The 15,572-nt window shown below is 77.9% G+C and carries 12 protein-coding genes and 3 pseudogenes; 7 read left to right on the top strand and 8 right to left on the bottom strand.

Translation table 11 applies throughout. The annotated features are described in order from the left end of the window. Positions 1-34: 34 nt before the first annotated feature. Positions 35-1,819 (bottom strand): 3-hydroxyacyl-CoA dehydrogenase family protein, encoded by a 1,785-nt coding sequence (locus LUW75_RS02555; protein ID WP_250334169.1) that lies wholly within the window; start codon positions 1,817-1,819, stop codon positions 35-37. Positions 1,820-2,171: 352 nt separating this feature from the next. On the opposite strand from LUW75_RS02555, the pseudogene LUW75_RS24240 reads away from it, so the two are divergent. After that, a pseudogene (locus tag LUW75_RS24240) lies at positions 2,172-2,745 on the top strand (HEAT repeat domain-containing protein). A gap of 230 nt (positions 2,746-2,975) precedes the next feature. Here LUW75_RS24240 and LUW75_RS24505 read toward each other — a convergent pair. From LUW75_RS24505 to LUW75_RS02535, 4 genes and pseudogenes are all read right to left on the bottom strand, one after another. After that, positions 2,976-3,104: a hypothetical protein gene (locus tag LUW75_RS24505; protein WP_349816389.1), complete on the bottom strand. Its 129-nt coding sequence runs from the start codon at positions 3,102-3,104 to the stop codon at positions 2,976-2,978. Positions 3,105-3,165: 61 nt separating this feature from the next. Next, positions 3,166-3,471 (bottom strand): annotated as a pseudogene (locus LUW75_RS24500) (N-acetyltransferase family protein); the annotation flags it as partial. Further along, positions 3,468-3,902 carry a RidA family protein gene (locus LUW75_RS02540; RefSeq protein ID WP_250334168.1) on the bottom strand — a complete coding sequence of 145 codons (435 nt, stop codon included), beginning with the start codon at positions 3,900-3,902 and terminating at the stop codon, positions 3,468-3,470. The gene LUW75_RS02540 and the pseudogene LUW75_RS24500, both read right to left, overlap by 4 nt. Before the next feature lie 52 nt (positions 3,903-3,954). Further along, the gene (locus tag LUW75_RS02535) at positions 3,955-5,520 is read right to left on the bottom strand and encodes an alpha/beta hydrolase (RefSeq protein ID WP_250334167.1); all 1,566 of its coding nucleotides are present in this window, start codon (positions 5,518-5,520) and stop codon (positions 3,955-3,957) included. Between the two features lie 347 nt (positions 5,521-5,867). Between LUW75_RS02535 and LUW75_RS02530 the strand changes: the two genes are divergently transcribed. The 5 genes and pseudogenes from LUW75_RS02530 to rox all read left to right on the top strand — a co-directional run bounded on the left by LUW75_RS02530 (position 5,868) and on the right by rox (position 12,038). Then, positions 5,868-6,314, top strand: coding sequence for an SRPBCC family protein (locus LUW75_RS02530; protein WP_250334166.1), 447 nt, complete (start codon positions 5,868-5,870; stop codon positions 6,312-6,314). A 243-nt stretch (positions 6,315-6,557) separates the two neighbouring features. After that, positions 6,558-7,883, top strand: a pseudogene (locus tag LUW75_RS24495) (MFS transporter); the annotation flags it as partial. Between the two features lie 502 nt (positions 7,884-8,385). Beyond that, positions 8,386-8,988: a carboxypeptidase regulatory-like domain-containing protein gene (locus tag LUW75_RS24490; protein ID WP_349816457.1), complete on the top strand. Its 603-nt coding sequence runs from the start codon at positions 8,386-8,388 to the stop codon at positions 8,986-8,988. A gap of 122 nt (positions 8,989-9,110) precedes the next feature. Next, positions 9,111-10,100: a PAS domain-containing protein gene (locus LUW75_RS02520; protein ID WP_250334165.1), complete on the top strand. Its 990-nt coding sequence runs from the start codon at positions 9,111-9,113 to the stop codon at positions 10,098-10,100. 516 nt (positions 10,101-10,616) lie between these two features. Beyond that, positions 10,617-12,038: a rifampin monooxygenase gene (gene rox / locus LUW75_RS02515; protein ID WP_250334164.1), complete on the top strand. Its 1,422-nt coding sequence runs from the start codon at positions 10,617-10,619 to the stop codon at positions 12,036-12,038. 127 nt (positions 12,039-12,165) lie between these two features. On the opposite strand, the gene LUW75_RS02510 is transcribed toward rox, so the two are convergent. Next, the gene (locus LUW75_RS02510) at positions 12,166-12,729 is read right to left on the bottom strand and encodes a hemerythrin domain-containing protein (protein WP_250334163.1); all 564 of its coding nucleotides are present in this window, start codon (positions 12,727-12,729) and stop codon (positions 12,166-12,168) included. Positions 12,730-12,875: 146 nt separating this feature from the next. Between LUW75_RS02510 and LUW75_RS02505 the strand changes: the two genes are divergently transcribed. Next, positions 12,876-13,379: a hypothetical protein gene (locus LUW75_RS02505; protein WP_250334162.1), complete on the top strand. Its 504-nt coding sequence runs from the start codon at positions 12,876-12,878 to the stop codon at positions 13,377-13,379. Positions 13,380-13,389: 10 nt separating this feature from the next. On the opposite strand, the gene LUW75_RS02500 is transcribed toward LUW75_RS02505, so the two are convergent. Then, the gene (locus LUW75_RS02500) at positions 13,390-14,565 is read right to left on the bottom strand and encodes an amino acid aminotransferase (protein WP_250334161.1); all 1,176 of its coding nucleotides are present in this window, start codon (positions 14,563-14,565) and stop codon (positions 13,390-13,392) included. Further along, positions 14,558-15,538 carry a DMT family transporter gene (locus tag LUW75_RS02495; protein WP_250334160.1) on the bottom strand — a complete coding sequence of 327 codons (981 nt, stop codon included), beginning with the start codon at positions 15,536-15,538 and terminating at the stop codon, positions 14,558-14,560. The genes LUW75_RS02500 and LUW75_RS02495 overlap by 8 nt, the downstream gene beginning before the upstream one ends. Positions 15,539-15,572: the final 34 nt, after the last annotated feature.

The raw sequence follows: 15,572 nt of genomic DNA, 5'->3' as shown, positions 1-15,572 counted from the left end.
CCCGCGGGGCCCCGGGCCGTGCGCCCCGCCGGGCTCAGCGCCGCGCATACTCGCGGAAGCCGCGTCCCGTCTTGCGGCCCAGGCAGCCCGCCGCCACCAGGTGCTCCAGCAGCGGCGCGGGCGCCAGGCCGGGCTCGCGGAACTCCTCGTGCAGGACCCGCTGGATGGCGAGGGACACGTCCAGGCCGACCACGTCGAGCAGTTCGAACGGGCCCATCGGGTAGCCGCCGCCCAACTTCATCGCGGCGTCGACGTCGTCGGGCGTCGCGTAGTGCTCCTGGACCATCTTGACCGCGTTGTTCAGGTACGGGAAGAGCAGGGCGTTGACGATGAACCCGGCGCGGTCCCCGCAGTCCACCGGGTGCTTGCGGATCCCCGCCGCGACCGCGCGGGCGGTGGCGTGGACGTCGTCGCCGGTGAGGACCGTGCGGACCACCTCCACCAGCTTCATCGCCGGGGCCGGGTTGAAGAAGTGCATCCCGATCACGTCCTGCGGCCGCGAGGTGGCGCGGGCGCAGGCGACGACCGGCAGCGACGAGGTGGTGGTGGCGAGGACCGCGCCCGGCCTGCAGACCCGGTCGAGCGCGGCGAACAGCCCCCGCTTCACCTCCAGGTCCTCCGCGACCGCCTCGACGACCAGGTCGACACCGGCGAACGCGTCGAGCGAGCCGGCGGGCGAGATCCGGGCCAGCGCGGCGTCGCGGGCCCCGGCGGTCAGCCGGCCCCTGCCGACGGACCGGGCCGTGCCCGCGGCGACGCGGGCCTTCGCCGCCTCGGCCTTCTCCGGGGAACGGGCGGCGAGGACGACGTCGTACCCGGCCTTCGCGAAGACCTCCGCGATGCCCGAGGCCATCGTCCCGGACCCGGCGACGCCGACCGAGGCCACCTCGCGGGGCGCCGCCCCGCCCTCGCCCCCCGGCTTCGGGGTGAGCGCGTCCGGGACGACCGCGGCGCTGCCCGGCGCCTCGTACGTGTAGAAGCCGCGGCCCGCCTTGCGACCGGTCAACCCGGCCTCGGCCAGTTGCCTGAGGATCGGCGCGGGCGCGTGCAGCCGGTCCCGCGACTCCGCGTACAGGGCCTCCAGGACGGTACGGGCGGTGTCGACGCCGATCAGGTCCAGCAGCGCCAGCGGGCCCATCGGCAGGCCGCAGCCGAGCCGCATCGCCGCGTCGACGTCCTCCCGGGAGGCGTACCGCGACTCGTACATGGCGGCGGCCTGGTTGAGGTAGCCGAACAGCAGGCCGTCCGCGACGAAGCCGGGGCGGTCGCCGACCGCGACGGGCTCCTTGCCCAGGGCGTGCGCCAGGTCCGTGACGGCGGCGACGGCCCGGGGGTCGGTCAGCACCGACGACACGACCTCGACCAGCCTCATCGCCGGGGCCGGGTTGAAGAAGTGCAGGCCCAGCACCCGCTCCGGGTGGGCGGAGTCGGCGGCGAGCCGGGTCACGGACAGCGCGTTCGTCCCGATCGCGATGATCGCGTCCGGCCGGAGGACGCCGTCCAGGGCGCGCACCACCCGCTGCTTCACCTCGTACGACTCGGGCACGGCCTCGACGACCAGATCGGCGCCGGCCGCGTCCCCCAGGTCGCGGGAGGTGCGGAAGCGGGCGAGGACGTCGCGCCGCTCCTCCTCGGTGATCCGCCCGCGGGCCGCGGACCGCGCGGTGGAGGACGCCAGCGAGGCGGCCGCGCGGCGGGCGGCGTCCTCGCTGACGTCGATGCCGACGACCTCGCGGCCGGCGCGGGCGAGGACCTCGGCGATGCCGGTGCCCATGGTGCCGAGGCCGACGACGGCGATGGTGGAGAGAGGGGTGTCCATCACGGGACTCCAGGGATGAGTGACGACTGGTCGGGGTGCGGGCGCGACCGCCCGGCGCCGTGCGCGCGGGAGCGCGGCGGAGAGGGCGCGCCGTGCGCGGACCGCACCGGACGGAGGCGTCCGTGCGCGCCGCGCGGGAGAACCGACGGACCCTGTCCCGGAGTCGCGTCGTGGAAGGTGCCGAACCGACCGGCATCCGGGCGGCTGCGTCACCAGGCCGCCCGGAGTGGTGCGGGGGGTCCACCCCGCTCGCCTGAGGTTAACCGGTGGGTAATGAGCGCGCCAGCCCCCGGCGGTGAGAGGGGCGGTGTGACCTGGATCGCAGCCCCGGCCCGTCGCTACCCTGACCGCCATGGACCCGGAGCTCGCCTCGCTCACCGACCGGCTGCACGACGAGGCCGGGGGCGCCCCCCGCTTACGGGCGGCTCGTCGCGACCCCCGACCACGACGAGCTGGCCGCCGTCCTCACCGCGCCCCGGCAGCCCCTGTGGGCCCGTGAACTGGCCGCGTTCCGGCTGGGGACCGCCGGCGACCGGCGCGCCTTCGAGGCGCTGGTGCTGCTCCTCAACCACCGCGACCCCGAGCGCTGCGTCTCCGCCGCCCACGCGCTGGCCGCGCTCGGCGACCCCCGCACCGCACGCGCCGCCGCCGCGCTCGCCACCAACGAACTGCGCGTCGCCTACGCACTCGTGCCGGTACGGCTCCTGGCCGCGCTGCGCGCCCCGGAGTCCGTGCCCGCCCTGGTCACCGCGCTCGGCCGCCGCCTCGCCCCGGACGACCCGCACTGGCGGGTGGGCGCCGCCTGCGCGGAGGGACTCGGCGCCCTCGCCGACCCCCGCGCCCGCCCCGTCCTGGAGGCCGCCCGCCGCCACCCCCGCATCGGCCCGGCCGCCGCGGCCGCCCTGGCCCGCCTGCCGGAGGAGTGAGCCGGGCGGACCGGAGCGGCCGGGGAGTGTCTTCACAGCAGCGTCGTTCGCCCGCAGGGCGGGCCGGGCGGCGTCCGGTGCGTGCCATCCCAGGGCGGAGGGGGAGCCACTGCGGAGCACGGACGACCGACGACAACGCGGCTGGGAGTCCCACCTGTTCGAGCGCAGCCGAGAGTCCGGGGGAGCGCGTGCCAGGCGTCGGCGGGCAGACGGGACTCCGAGGAAACGACCTAAAGGGCCCTCGCGTAACGGAGTTCCAGGAGGGTGGTGCCGCCGACCTCCCACGGCTCGCACGCCCCGTCCGGGGCGAACCCGGCCTTCGCGTAGAAGCGGCGGCCCGGCGCGTTGCCCTCCAGCACCCACAGCGACAGCCGGGCGCAGCCCCTGGGCCGCCGCCCGCGCCGCCACCTCGTCCGTCAGCGCGCGCCCCACGCCGGTCCCCACCACGTCGGGGCGCGCGTACAGGGCGTACAGCTCGCCGTCTCCGGGCCCCGCGCCCGGTGACCGGTCCGGGCCGAAGGCCGCCCCGCCGACCACCTCCCCGCCGCGCTCCGCCACCGGGTGCACCACCCGCTCCCCGGCGCGCGCCAGGTGCTCGCGGCGGACCTCCGTGTCCTCCGCCACGCCCGGCGCCGCCGGGTACGCGGCGGGCAGCAGGTCCCGGTAGGCGGACCGCCGGCCCTCCACCCGCACCCCGGCGACCGCCGCGCAGCCGGCGTCCGTCATCTCCCTGACCCGGGTCGTCGCAGCCGGCGCTCCTCCGGTACCACGGCGAACGCCTCCACCTCCAGGAGCAGTTCGGGCCGGAACAGGGCGGAGACCTGGACGGCGGTGCTGGCCGGCGGCCGGGCCGTGTCCACGACCTCGTCGCGGGCCGCGCGGACCGCCGGGAGGTGCGCCACGTCGGTCACGTAGTACGTCAGCTTCACCACGTCGTCGAACGCGGCGCCCGCCGCCGCCAGGCAGCGGCCCAGGTTCGCGAAGACCTGCCGTGCCTGGGCCGCCGGGTCGCCCTCCCCGACGACCCGGCCGTCCGCGTCGAGGGCGCACTGCCCGGACACCGCCACGAACCGGCCGGTGCCCCACACGACGTGGCTGTAACCGGAACCGGGTGCGACCCCCTCGGGGGCCGCCACATGCGTCAGATGCGTCGTCACGCCGCCCATCCTGCCGGACGGCCCGGTCCCGGCGCCCGCGGGTTCCGGCCCGTCAGTTCGCGCGCGGCGGCGCGAGCGCCCCGTGCACCGCCGAGGCCCTCCCGGGGGCCGCCGCGGGGTCCGGTTCGGGCCGGGCCGGGCACACCGCGTCCGGCCCGGCGCCGCCGTCGCCGCGCGGGACCTCGCCCGTCTCCAGGTACCGGGCGAGGATCCGGTCCGCGCAGGCGTTGCCGCGCAGGGTCACCCCGTGGTCGCCGCCGCCCCGCTCCACGACCAGCCGCGAACCGCGCAGCAGCCGGTGGGCGGCAACGGCCCCCTCGTACGGGGTGGCGGCGTCCTCCGTCGCCTGGAACAGCAGCACCGGCGGCACCGCGGCGTTCGCCACGTCCGGCGGCGTCAGCGACGGCACCGGCCAGAACGCGCACGGCGCGTTGTACCAGGCGTTGTTCCAGGTGGAGAACGGCGCCTTCGCGTGCGTCGCCCAGGTGTCGCGGTGCCACACGTCCCACGACCTCGGCCAGCGGGCGTCCCGGCACTCCACCGCCGTGTACACGGCGTACGCGTTGTCGGTGGTCCCGTCCGGCGCGGCGAGCGACTCGTACGCGGCGACCAGCGGGCGCTCGTCCCCGTCCTTCGCGTACGCGGAGAACGCGGCGGCCAGCACCGGCCAGTGGCCGCTGTGGTAGGCGCCCGGCAGGAACGTGTCCTCCGCCTCCGCCGCGCCCACCCTGCCGCCCGCGGGCCTCTCCCGCAGCGCCGCGCGCATCGCGTACCAGCGGGCCTCCACCCGCGCCGGGTCCGTCCCCAGCCCGTACGCGGCGTGGTGCCGGGCGACCCAGGCGAGGAACGCCTTGTGCCGCGCGTCGAACGCGTGGTCCTGCGCCAGGTTCGCGTCGTACCAGACGCCGCCCGGGTGGACCACCGAGTCCAGGACCGCGCGCCGCACCCGCTGCGGGTACAGCCGGGCGTACACGGCGCCCAGGTAGGTCCCGTACGAGTAGCCGAGGTAGTCGATCCGAGGCACGCCCAGGGCCCGCCGGATCGCGTCCACGTCGTGGGCGGCGCTCACCGTGCCGATGTGGGGGAGGAGCCGCCCGTGCGCGTCCCCGCACGCCTTCGCGAAGGCGGCGGCCCGTGCCGCGTTCCGCCGCTCCTCGTCCGCGTCGCGCGGCACCGAGTCGGGGCGCACGGGGGCGGAGTGGCCGGGCCGGCACGTCAGGGCGGGTCTGCTGGCGCCGACGCCGCGCGGGTCGAAGCCGACCACGTCGTAGCGCGCCGCGAGCTCCGCCGGCAGGGACTCGGCCACGAACCCGGCCAGGTCCCGGCCGCTCGCGCCGGGACCGCCCGGGTTGACCAGGAGCGGCCCGTCGAAGGTGCGCGAGGTGTGCCGGATCCGGGACAGGGCGAGCGTGATCCGCTCCCCGCCCGGGTCGGCGTGGTCGAGCGGCACCGGCAGCGAGGCGCACTCCATCCGGGGGTACCGCTCGGTGCCGCACGTCGTCCACGACAGCGCCGTGCCGGGCTCCGGCGCGGACGGTTCGGCGGCCGACGGCGCGACGCCGATCGCTCCCGCGACCAGCGCGCCCGCGGCGATGACTGCTCCTGCGCGTCTGTGCATCCGGCCAGTGTCCGGGGCGCGGTGCCCCGATCCGGGGCGGACGGCGCCGACGCCCCCGGACGTGACCCGAACGGGGGCGGGGCAGAGCGCCGGGCCGGCGGGCGGGCGCCGCACGGGCGGTCGCGAGGCGGCGGACGCGCCGCGCCCGGTGCGACGCCGCCCGCGGGGGGAGCGCGCGGGCCCCCGGGCGGTGCCCGCGGAAGCCGGGCCCCGCCCGGGGTGCCGGGAGCCGTGCCCGGCGGAGGGGCGGCCGCACCGGCGGCCGGCGGGGCCGGATTTGGGTCCGTCCGCCGCAGGTGGTTGGCTGGACACCCTGACCGAGGGACGAAACGCTGGAGGACGAGGCGATGGCACAGGTCGAGGCGACGACGGAGCGGGTCATCGCGGCGGACGCGGAAACGGTGTTCGACGCGCTGGCCGACTACGAACGGACCCGCGCCCGGCTCCTGCCCGAGCAGTTCAGCGAGTATCAGGTCCACGAGGGCGGCGACGGCGAGGGCACCCTCGTCCACTGGAGGCTCCAGGCCACCGGCAAGCGCGTCCGCGACTGCCTGCTCGACGTCACCGAGCCCACCGACGGCCAGCTCGTCGAGAAGGACCGCAACTCCTCCATGGTCACCACCTGGACCGTCACCCCCGCCGGCGAGGGCCGCTCCCGGGTCGTCGTCACCACCGTCTGGAACGGCGCTGGCGGCATCGGGGGCTTCTTCGAGCGCACCTTCGCGCCCAGGGGTCTGGCCCGCATCCACGACGCGGTCCTCGCCAACCTGGCCGCCGAGACCGAGAAGGGGTGACCCCCCGCGGCCTGTCCGCTGCCGCGTTCACCGGATCGGGTGGTTCTCCCCCCGCCCCCGTACGCGTGGCACGCGCACGGGGGCGGCACCCCGCCGACCGGGTCCGCCCCCCGGACACCCTGCGAGGATGACCCGCCGCCGCCTCCCGGGACACCCGGGCGGCGACCCCCTTCCCCCATCTTCCGCCCGTGATGCCCCACTTGATCCCGGTGCGTACGGCAGGCGAACAATGGCGCCCCGTACGTGAACCGCGAGACGAGGGGAGCAGGTTCCGTGGGTGGGATCACGCTGACGAAGGACGGGCGGGCCGGCGGAGCCGCGTCCGACGGCGCCGCACCGCCGGCCGCCGGGGACGCACCGACCCGTCCCGCCCCCGCGCCCCGGCGGAGCCGCACGGGACCGGTCCTGGCGGGACTCGTCCTCGCGGTGCTCCTCGCCGCCTCCCAGCAGCTCGCCGTCGCCGCCGTCCTCCCCGCGCTCGCCGCCGACCTGCCGGGGGGACCCGGACGCGTTCCCTGGGCCGTCACCGCGTACCTCCTCACGGCCGGCGCCTCCCTGCCGCTCCACGGCAAACTCGGCGACCTCTACGGCCGCAAGGGAACGTTCCTCTCCGCACTGGCCCTCTTCGCCGCCGCGTCCGCCCTGGCCGGCTGGGCCCGCACGCCGGACGAGCTGGTCGCCCTGCGCGCCGTGCAGGGCCTCGGCGCCGGGGGCGTCCTCGCCGGGGCCCAGGCCGTCGCCGCCTCCCTCGCCCCCGCCCGCCGGCGCGCCCGCCACCTCGCCCTGCTCGGCGCCGCGTTCGCGGTCGCCACCGCCGCGGGCCCGCTGCTCGGGGCGTACGCCGCCGAGACCGCCTCCTGGCGCTGGACCTTCCACCTCGCCGCCCCCGGCTGCCTCGCCGCCCTGCTCCTCGTCGGGGTCGCCCCGGGCCCGACGGGCCCGGGGGCCGCGCGGGGCCGGGGCTCCGCCGACGCCCACCGCCGCGCGCGCTCCGGGCTGCTCGGCGCCCTGCTCCTGACCGCCGCGACCGCCTGCCTGGTCCTGCTGCTCACCTGGGCCGGCGGCCAGTACGCCTGGACCTCCCGCACCGTCGCCGGCCTGGCCTGCGCCGCCGCGACCGGCCTCCTGCTCTACGCGGCGACCGCCCGCCGCGTACCGGAACCGGTCCTCCCGCCTCGGCTGCTGCGCGACCCGGTCTTCCTGGTCGCCGGGGTCGTCGCCGCCGTCGTCGGCGCCTGCCTGGCCGGCGTCGCGGTCTGCCTCCCCGCCCTCCTCCAGCGCGGCGGCCCGCAGGGGGCGCCGGAGACGGGACTGCTGGTGCTGCCCTTCCTCGGCTCCCTCGCCGCCGCGTCCCTGCTCTCCGGGCACCTCGCCCACCGCACCGGCCGCTACGCGGTCCAGGGCGCCGCCGGCGTGGCCGTCGCCTGGGTCGGCGTGTGGCTGCTCTCCCGGGTCGAGGCCGGGACGCCCCACGTCGAGCACGGCGTCTGGCAGGCGCTCGCCGGTACGGGCCTCGGCCTCGTCCTGCCGGTCCTCGTCCTCGCGGCGCAGAACGCCGCCCCGCCCGCCGACCTCGGCGCCGCGACCGGCGCCCACACCCTGTGCGGCCAGCTCGGCGTGTGCGCGGGCGTCACCCTCCTCGGCACCCTCGCCGCCGGGCCGGGAACGCTGCCCTCCGCGCTGCGGGAGGGATACGTCCAGGCGTACGCCGACGCCGCGCCGCGGATCCTGCTCCACCTGGCGGCGCTCCTGGGCGCCGGCCTGCTCATCGTCCTCTTCCTCGGGGAGAGGGCGCCGGCGGACGGCACCGGACCGGTGCGGGGCACCGTCCCCGGGGCCCGCGCACCCGGGTCCGGACCGGTGCGTCCCCGGTCGGCCGAGGACGCGTACGACCCGGCGCCTACCCCCGGCGCGTCCCTGTGCGGCACGGTCCGCCACCACGACGGCACCCCCGTCCCCGGTGCCGCCCTCACCCTCCTCGACGCCTGCGGCCGCCAGGTCGGCCGGGGCGCGAGCGGCGCCGGCGGCCGGTACGCGCTGAGTCCCCCGGCCCCCCGGCGCGTACGTCCTCATCGCCTCCGCCGCCGGCCGCCGGCCGCGAGCCGTCACCCTCACCGCGGGCGCCCGCCCCGACGGGCCCGTCGAACGGGACATCGTCCTCGGCGGCGCCGGCCGCCTCCGTGGAACCGTCACCACCCTGGACGGCACGCCCGTCGAGGACGCCGCCGTCACCCTGACCGACGCGCGCGGCGAGGTCGTCGCCGCGGTCCGCACCGGTCCGGGCGGCGGGTACCTCCTCACCGGCCTCCTCGACGGCGACTACACCCTCACCGCCTGCGCGCCCGGGCTGGGTCCCACCGCCCTCCCGGTCGGGGTGCGGGCGGAGGACGAGACCTGGCAGGACGTCGGGCTCGCGGGCGGCGGCGTCGTGTGCGGCACCGTGCGCGCCCGCGACGGCCGCCCCGTCGAGGACGCCAGGGTGTCGCTGCTCGACACGGCCGGCAACACCCTCGGCACCCTCACCACCGGGGCCGACGGCGTCTTCCGCTTCCCCGACCTGGCGGCCGGCGCCTATACGGTGATCGCTTCCGGATACCCGCCGGTGGCCGCCGCGCTGCAGGTCACAGGGGGCGCCCGGACCACACGGGACGTCCGGCTCGCCCACGGCGGCTGACACCGGCCGATTCCGGAATCCGGCGCGTGACATTCCGGCGATCCCCGGCGCGCCAGCGATGCGCGCCCGTACCGTGATGGCGGTGCCGCGGGTCGCCGCGGCAGGGAAAGGAGCAGCCGGCCATGGACAGTGGCGCGCCCCGGGCCGTGCCCGAGCCCGCCCCGGAGGAGGACCGCGTCCCCCTCGCCGTGGCCGTCGTCGACCGCCGGGGGCGGGTCTCCCGCTGGTCGCCCGGCGCCCGGGGCCTCTTCGGCCCCTCCCGCGAGGAGGCCGTGGGCCGTCCCGCCGCCGACCTCCTGCCCGTCGCCGGCGCGCTCGCCGGCAACGGCCTGCTCGCCGACGAGGCGGCGTACGCCGACGGCGGGGGGCCGGACGGGGAGGGGCGCGGCGCGCGGGCCGGGGGCGGCGGTCCGGACGCCGCCGCGCAGGAGCCGCACCCCGCGGCCGGACTGGCCCGCCTCACCCGTCCGGACGGGGAGCGCGCGGAGGTGCTGTGGTGGGCGTACCCGCTCGGGGGCCTCGGCCGCGACCGGCTCCTCGTCCTGGCCGCCGACGTCGCGCGGTACCGGGGCGGGGCCGACGGGGGCCCCGGGTGGGCCGCCGTCCCCGGCTTCGCCCCGCGCACCGGGCCCGGGAACGCCGGTGGACCGGTCCGCGGCCTTCCCGGGATCCTGCCCGGCGTGAGCGTCCGCGAGGCCGCCGGGATCGTCGCGCGGATACTCGAACTGGGCTGGCCGGTACTGGAGCTCGGTGACCGCACCCGGATCCCGGTCACACCCGGCTGGGGTGTGCCGCGCCGTGCCGGCCGGCACTCCCGCCGCCGCACCGCCGGAGGGGGCGCCGCCCCGGGGAGCCGGCCGCGGCGCCGGGGACGGGACATCGGACCGCGGGCGTGCGTACGCGGGGGAGGGGCCGGGGCCGCCCGGCGGGGCCGGCGGGCGCCCGACGCCTCCCCGGGCCCGCCGCGGACGGCCCGGCAGGCCGGCGCCGCGACCGCTCCCCGGTCCGGGGACACCGCCGGTGCGTGCCGGCGGGATCCGGTGCGGGTGCGGGGGTTTTGCACGCCTTTGCGGGGGAGGGCCCCGCGGGGCAGCGCACCGAGCGGGCACTGAGGGGCCGGGCGACGGGCGGGACGCAGCCGGCTCCGGCTGCGGGAACGGGGCGTGGGCTGCGGGAACGGGGCGTGCCGGCCGGCGGTGAGCGCCCGCACGACGGGCCGCGGGGAGCGGCGGCGGGGCCGTGCCGCGGGGGTACGAGGGGCTGCGGGAAGCGGCGGTGCGCGGCGACGAGAGTTCCGCGCGGCCCGGCCGCCGTGTGCGGCACGCCGCCGCTCCGGAAGGGGCCGCCGTCCACGGCGGGCAGGGAGGAACGAGGAGTGAATCCAGTCCCCGCCACTCTCAACGTATAGCGCACCGGGGGGCTTGCGGCAAGACCCGGGTCATGCCGCAGAATCGTCGGCCCGGAGCGGAACCTGAGGAAATGCCAGGTCCGCGAAGTGCGTCCGCTGTCGCCGCGCGACCCGCGCGGGGACGCCGAGCCGGCGGCGCGGCTCGCGCGGCGGCCCGGGCGCCCGGTGCGGAACCGCGCGGCAGCCGACCGCGACACAACCTTTCGAACGGGTGGTTTCCATGATCGACGTGATCATCGCCGGTGGCGGGCCGACCGGTCTGATGCTGGCGTGCGAGCTGCGGCTGCACGGCGTGCACGTGCTCGTGCTGGAGAGGGAGGCGGAGCCGACGGCGTACGTCCGCGCGCTCGGCCTGCACGTGCGCAGCATCGAGGTGATGGACCAGCGCGGTCTGCTGGAACGCTTCCTCGCCCACGGCCGGCGGTACCCGGTGGGCGGGTTCTTCGCCGCCGTCGACGCACCCCCGCCGGACCTGGACAGCGCGCACGCCTACGTCCTCGGCATCCCGCAGACCACCACCGACCGCCTCCTGGCCGAGCGCGCCGCCGAACTCGGCGCCGAGATCCGGCGCGGCCGCGAACTGGTCGGCCTGAGCCAGGACGCCGACGGGGTGACCGCGGAGCTGGCCGACGGTGCGCGGCTGCGCTCGCGCTACCTCGTCGGGTGCGACGGCGGCCGCAGCACGGTGCGCAAACTGCTCGGCGTCGGCTTCCCCGGCGAGCCCGCCGGGAGCGAGACGCTGCTGGGCGAGATGGAGGCGGCCGCGGACCCCGCGACGGTCGCCGCCGTCGTCGGGGAGGTGCGCAGGACCGAGAAGCGGTTCGGCCTCGGCCCCCTCGGCGACGGGGTGTACCGCGTCGTCGTGCCCGCCGACGGGGTGGTCGGGGACCGCTCGGTCCCGCCGACCCTGGAGGATTTCAGGGAGCGGCTGCGGGTGTTCGCCGGCACGGACTTCGGCGTGCACTCGCCGCGCTGGCTCTCCCGCTTCGGCGACGCCACCCGGCTGGCCGACCGCTACCGCGTCGGCCGGGTGCTGCTGGCCGGCGACGCGGCGCACGTCCACCCGCCGGTCGGGGGGCAGGGGCTCAACCTCGGCATCCAGGACGCGTTCAACCTCGGCTGGAAACTCGCCGCCGAGGTGTGCGGCCGCGCGCCGGAGGGGCTGCTCGACAGCTACCAGGACGAACGCCGCCCGGTGGCCGCCCAGGTACTGGACAACACCCGTGCGCAGACCGAACTGCTGTCCCCGGAGCCGGGCCCCCGGGCGGTACGCCGACTGCTGTCGGAGCTGATGGGCTTCGAGGAGGTGAACCGGTACCTGACCGAGAAGATCACCGCGACCGCGATCCGCTACGACTTCGGCGGGGGCCACGAGCTGCTCGGCCGGCGGCTGCGGGACGTGGAACTGACGCGGGGACGCCTCTACGAGCTGATGCGCGGCGGCCGCGGACTGCTGCTGGACCGGACCGGCCGCCTCTCGGTGGAGGGCTGGACCGACCGGGTCGACCACGTCGTCGACCCCGGCGCGGCGCTGGACGTGCCCGCGGTGCTGCTGCGGCCGGACGGCCACGTGGCGTGGGTCGGCGAGGACCGGCGGGAACTGTCCGACCGGCTGGCCGCGTGGTTCGGCGCCGCCGGCTGAGCGCGCGGCCGACGCCGGCCCCGGGGCGGAGGTGCGCCCCGGGGCCGGCGCCACGCCGCCCGCCGGCCGTGCGCCGGCCGGCGGGCGACGTGGCGGCGCCGTGCCGGCGCGGAGCGGCCGTGCGCGGTCAGCCCTGCTTGCCGCGCCCCGTGAGGGTGTCGCGCAACCGGTCGACCATGCCCGCGCCGCGGTCGAGCAGCTTGTTGGCCGGCGGCGTGTCCGGGGCGGCCGGGTGCGGACGGGTCGGCGCCATCTTCTTCGCCTGCCGCACCTTCTCGCCCAGCTCCTCCAGCCTCTCCTGGGAGCACACCTCACGGAGGCGGGGCAGCAGGTTCGCCTCCTCGTCGGCGACGTGCTCGCGGATCTCCGCCATCAGCTGCATGATCATCGTGTCGAACCGGGGGTCGTCCGCCTCGCAGGACTCCAGCTCCTTCATGGTGCGCTCGGCCGCCGCGTGGTCCTCCAGTTCCTTGTCGGCGAGCGGACCGCCCTCGGGCAGGTGCTCCCGCACCGCCGGGTAGAGGTACTCCTCCTCCGCGACCGCGTGGCGGACCAGCTCCATCGTGACCTGGTCCGCGAGCCGCTTGCGCTCCGGGTCGCCGGGCGGCAGCTCCTGGATGCGGGTGAACAGCTTCTCCACCTCGCGGTGGTCGGTGGTCAGCTCGGTGATCACGTCTCCGCCGTGTCCCATGGGGTCTCCGTCTCCTCTTGCGTTCCGGGTGAACGGTGCAGAGTGCGGATACCACCAGCGGCGGGTGATATGCGTCATTACGCCGTCCGGCCCCGCCGGGGTACCGTGCAGGTCGTCCGAACACCCTCACGGCCTACGGATCGACCGTGCACGCACAGCTCTCCCCGCTCGTCGCGGCCACCGCGCAGTGGCTCCTGCGCGCCTACCCCGCGGGGGGCGGCGCCGTCGACCGCGCCCTCGCGGAGGCCCAGGCACGCCAGGCCGCGGCCGTCGCCGCGGCGCTGCGCTACCCCACCGAGCTCGACGCCGCCCTGGTCGCCGTCACCGGCGCCGGGGGTGCGGACCGGCTCGACTGGCTCACCGGTGCCGGGGCGGACGACGCGCCGTGGCGCAGCTGGGTGGACGAGGCCGTCGCGAGCTGGGCCGCCTGCCTGCTCGGCGAGCCCGCCCTGGCGCGGGCCGCCGTCGCCGCCACCGCCGGCCGGGCGTCCGCCCGGTACCACCGCCTCCTGTCGCCCGGCGACCGGGACCTGCGCGCGGCGGCGCTGCTGCGTCACCCCGACCTGCTCGCCCCCGTCGCCGACCTCCACCGGGCGGAACTGCTCGCCGCCCTCGCCCTCGACCCGCGGGACCCGGCCCTGCCCGTGTAGGGCGCCGGGGTCAGACCGCGACCGGGGCCGCCACCGCCGCGATCGCCCCGGCCAGCCGGTCCACCCGGTCCGAGGGGAGCCCCGCGACGTTGATGCGGCCCGCCGCCGTGCCGTACACCGCGTGGTCCCGGCGCAGCGCCGCCATCTGCTCCGGCGACAGCGGCAGCCCCGCGAACATGCCCTTCTGCCGGGCCAGCGACTCCGCGAGGGCGCCGCGGCCCAGCGCCTCCAGCGCCGCGACCAGCGCGGCGCGGTTGGACGCGATCCGGTCCCGCATCGCGTCCAGCTCCGCGCGCCACAGCCCGCGCAACTCCGCGTCCCCGAGGACCGCGGCCACCACCGCCGCGCCGTGTTCGGGCGGCATCGAGTACAGGGTGCGGGCGGCGTTCTGCAGGGCGGTCTCCGCGCGGCGCAGGGCCCGCGCGGAGGAGCCCAGCACGATCGCGCAGCCGGTGCGGTCCGCGTACAGCCCGAAGTTCTTCGAGCAGCTCACCGCGGCCAGCACCTCCGGCAGCCGCTCCGCCAGCATCCGCGCCGCCCACAGGTCCTCGTCCAGGCCGTCGCCGAGGCCGTGGTACGCCAGGTCCAGGAAGGGCGTCCACCCCGTGCGGGCCGCCATGTCCGCCAGCGCCTCCCACACCTCCCGGGACGGGTCGGCGCCGGTCGGGTTGTGGCAGCAGCCCTGCAGCAGCACGGCGTCGTCCCGGCCGGCGCCGCGCAGGTCGTCCAGCAGCCCCCGCGGGTCGGTCCAGCGGTACGTGCGCACCGCCAGGCCCGCGGCCTCCAGGATCGGCCGGTGGTTCACGTACGCCGGGTCGCTGATCCACACCGTCGTGCCGGGGCGGGTCCGCCGCACGAGGTCGGCCAGCAGCCGCAGCGCGCCCGTGCCGGCGACGGTCTGCACCGCGGTGGCCCGGTCGGCCGGGACGTCGCCGCCCAGGACCAGCGAGAGCATCGCCCGGTTGAACGCCGTGTTGCCGGACAGCCCCCGGTACTCCTTCGACGCGGAGCGCTCCGCGAGGCGTACCTCCGCCTCCCGCACGGCCCGCATCACCGGGGTCGCCCCGGTGTGGTCGCGGTAGACGCCCAGCACCAGGTCCAGCCGCTCGGGGCGGGGGTCGGAGCCGAACTCGGCGGCCAGGTCCCACAGCGGGTCGGCCGGCGGGGCGGGCAGCAGCTCAAGCATCGGGGGAGACCTCCGGTTCGCGTCGGGAGCGGGGGCGCCGGTTCGCGAGGACCACGCCCGTGGTGATGAGGGGTACGCCGAGGAGCACGGCCGCCGTCGGCCGCTCGCCCAGCAGGGGGACCGCCAGCAGGACCACGGCCACCGGGCTGAGGCTGCCCACCGCGGAGCTGCGCTCGGCCCCCAGCCGCCGGACGGCGAACGCGTACAGCAGCCCGGCGCACAGCCCCACGCCCACTCCCTGCACCACCAGGAACAGCGCCACGTCCGCGACGTCCGCGCCGGCCAGCCCGGTCGGCAGGACACCGGCCGCCACCAGCACGGCGACCACCGCGAACGACGGCACGCACAGCAGCCCGATCGACCCGACCGGGTCGAGGTCCACCTCCCGCAAGCCCACCGTGTACACCGCCCACAGCCCGCTGGCCACCAGCAGCGTCCCCGAGCCCAGCATCACGCCGCCGTCGAACGGCACCGCGTACCGCCAGACCAGCGCCACCACGCCCGCCGCGATCAGCACCAGCCCGGCCCCCTGAGTCCCGCGCGGCACGCCCCGCCCCCGCGCCGCCGTCAGCGCGGACACGAACAGCGGCACCATGCCCGGCACGATCGCCCCGACGAACGACGCCGAGGTCAGCGATCCGCCGACCATCGCGGCCAGGAAGAACGGCACCCCCGCCCCGCACACGATCTTCGCGGCCGGTCCGGGCCGCACCGCGGCCAGTGCGCGCCGGCGCCGCCACAACGCGGGGGCCAGGGCGAGCAGCGGGACACCGAAGCGCAGCAGCGCCGCGTCGGCGGGCAGCAGCGTCGACGCGCTCAGCGCCCGGGCGCTCAGGGCGAAGGCCGCCCAGATCGCCACGGTCAGCAGCAGCGCCGCCATGCCGGCGGCGCTCGGCGACGGGCCGCGCGGAAGCACCCCGCGGCCCGCCGCGGGCGCACCCACCGTGTTCGTCGCGACCACGACACCCTCCACGCCAGACGGATCCCTGTCCCTGCGCCGCAACGCT

This window comes from Streptomyces sp. MRC013 (assembly GCF_023614235.1).
GTDB lineage: Bacteria > Actinomycetota > Actinomycetes > Streptomycetales > Streptomycetaceae > Streptomyces.
The sequence above is the reverse complement of the archived record's forward strand: the minus strand, read 5'-3'. Positions and strand labels throughout refer to the sequence as shown.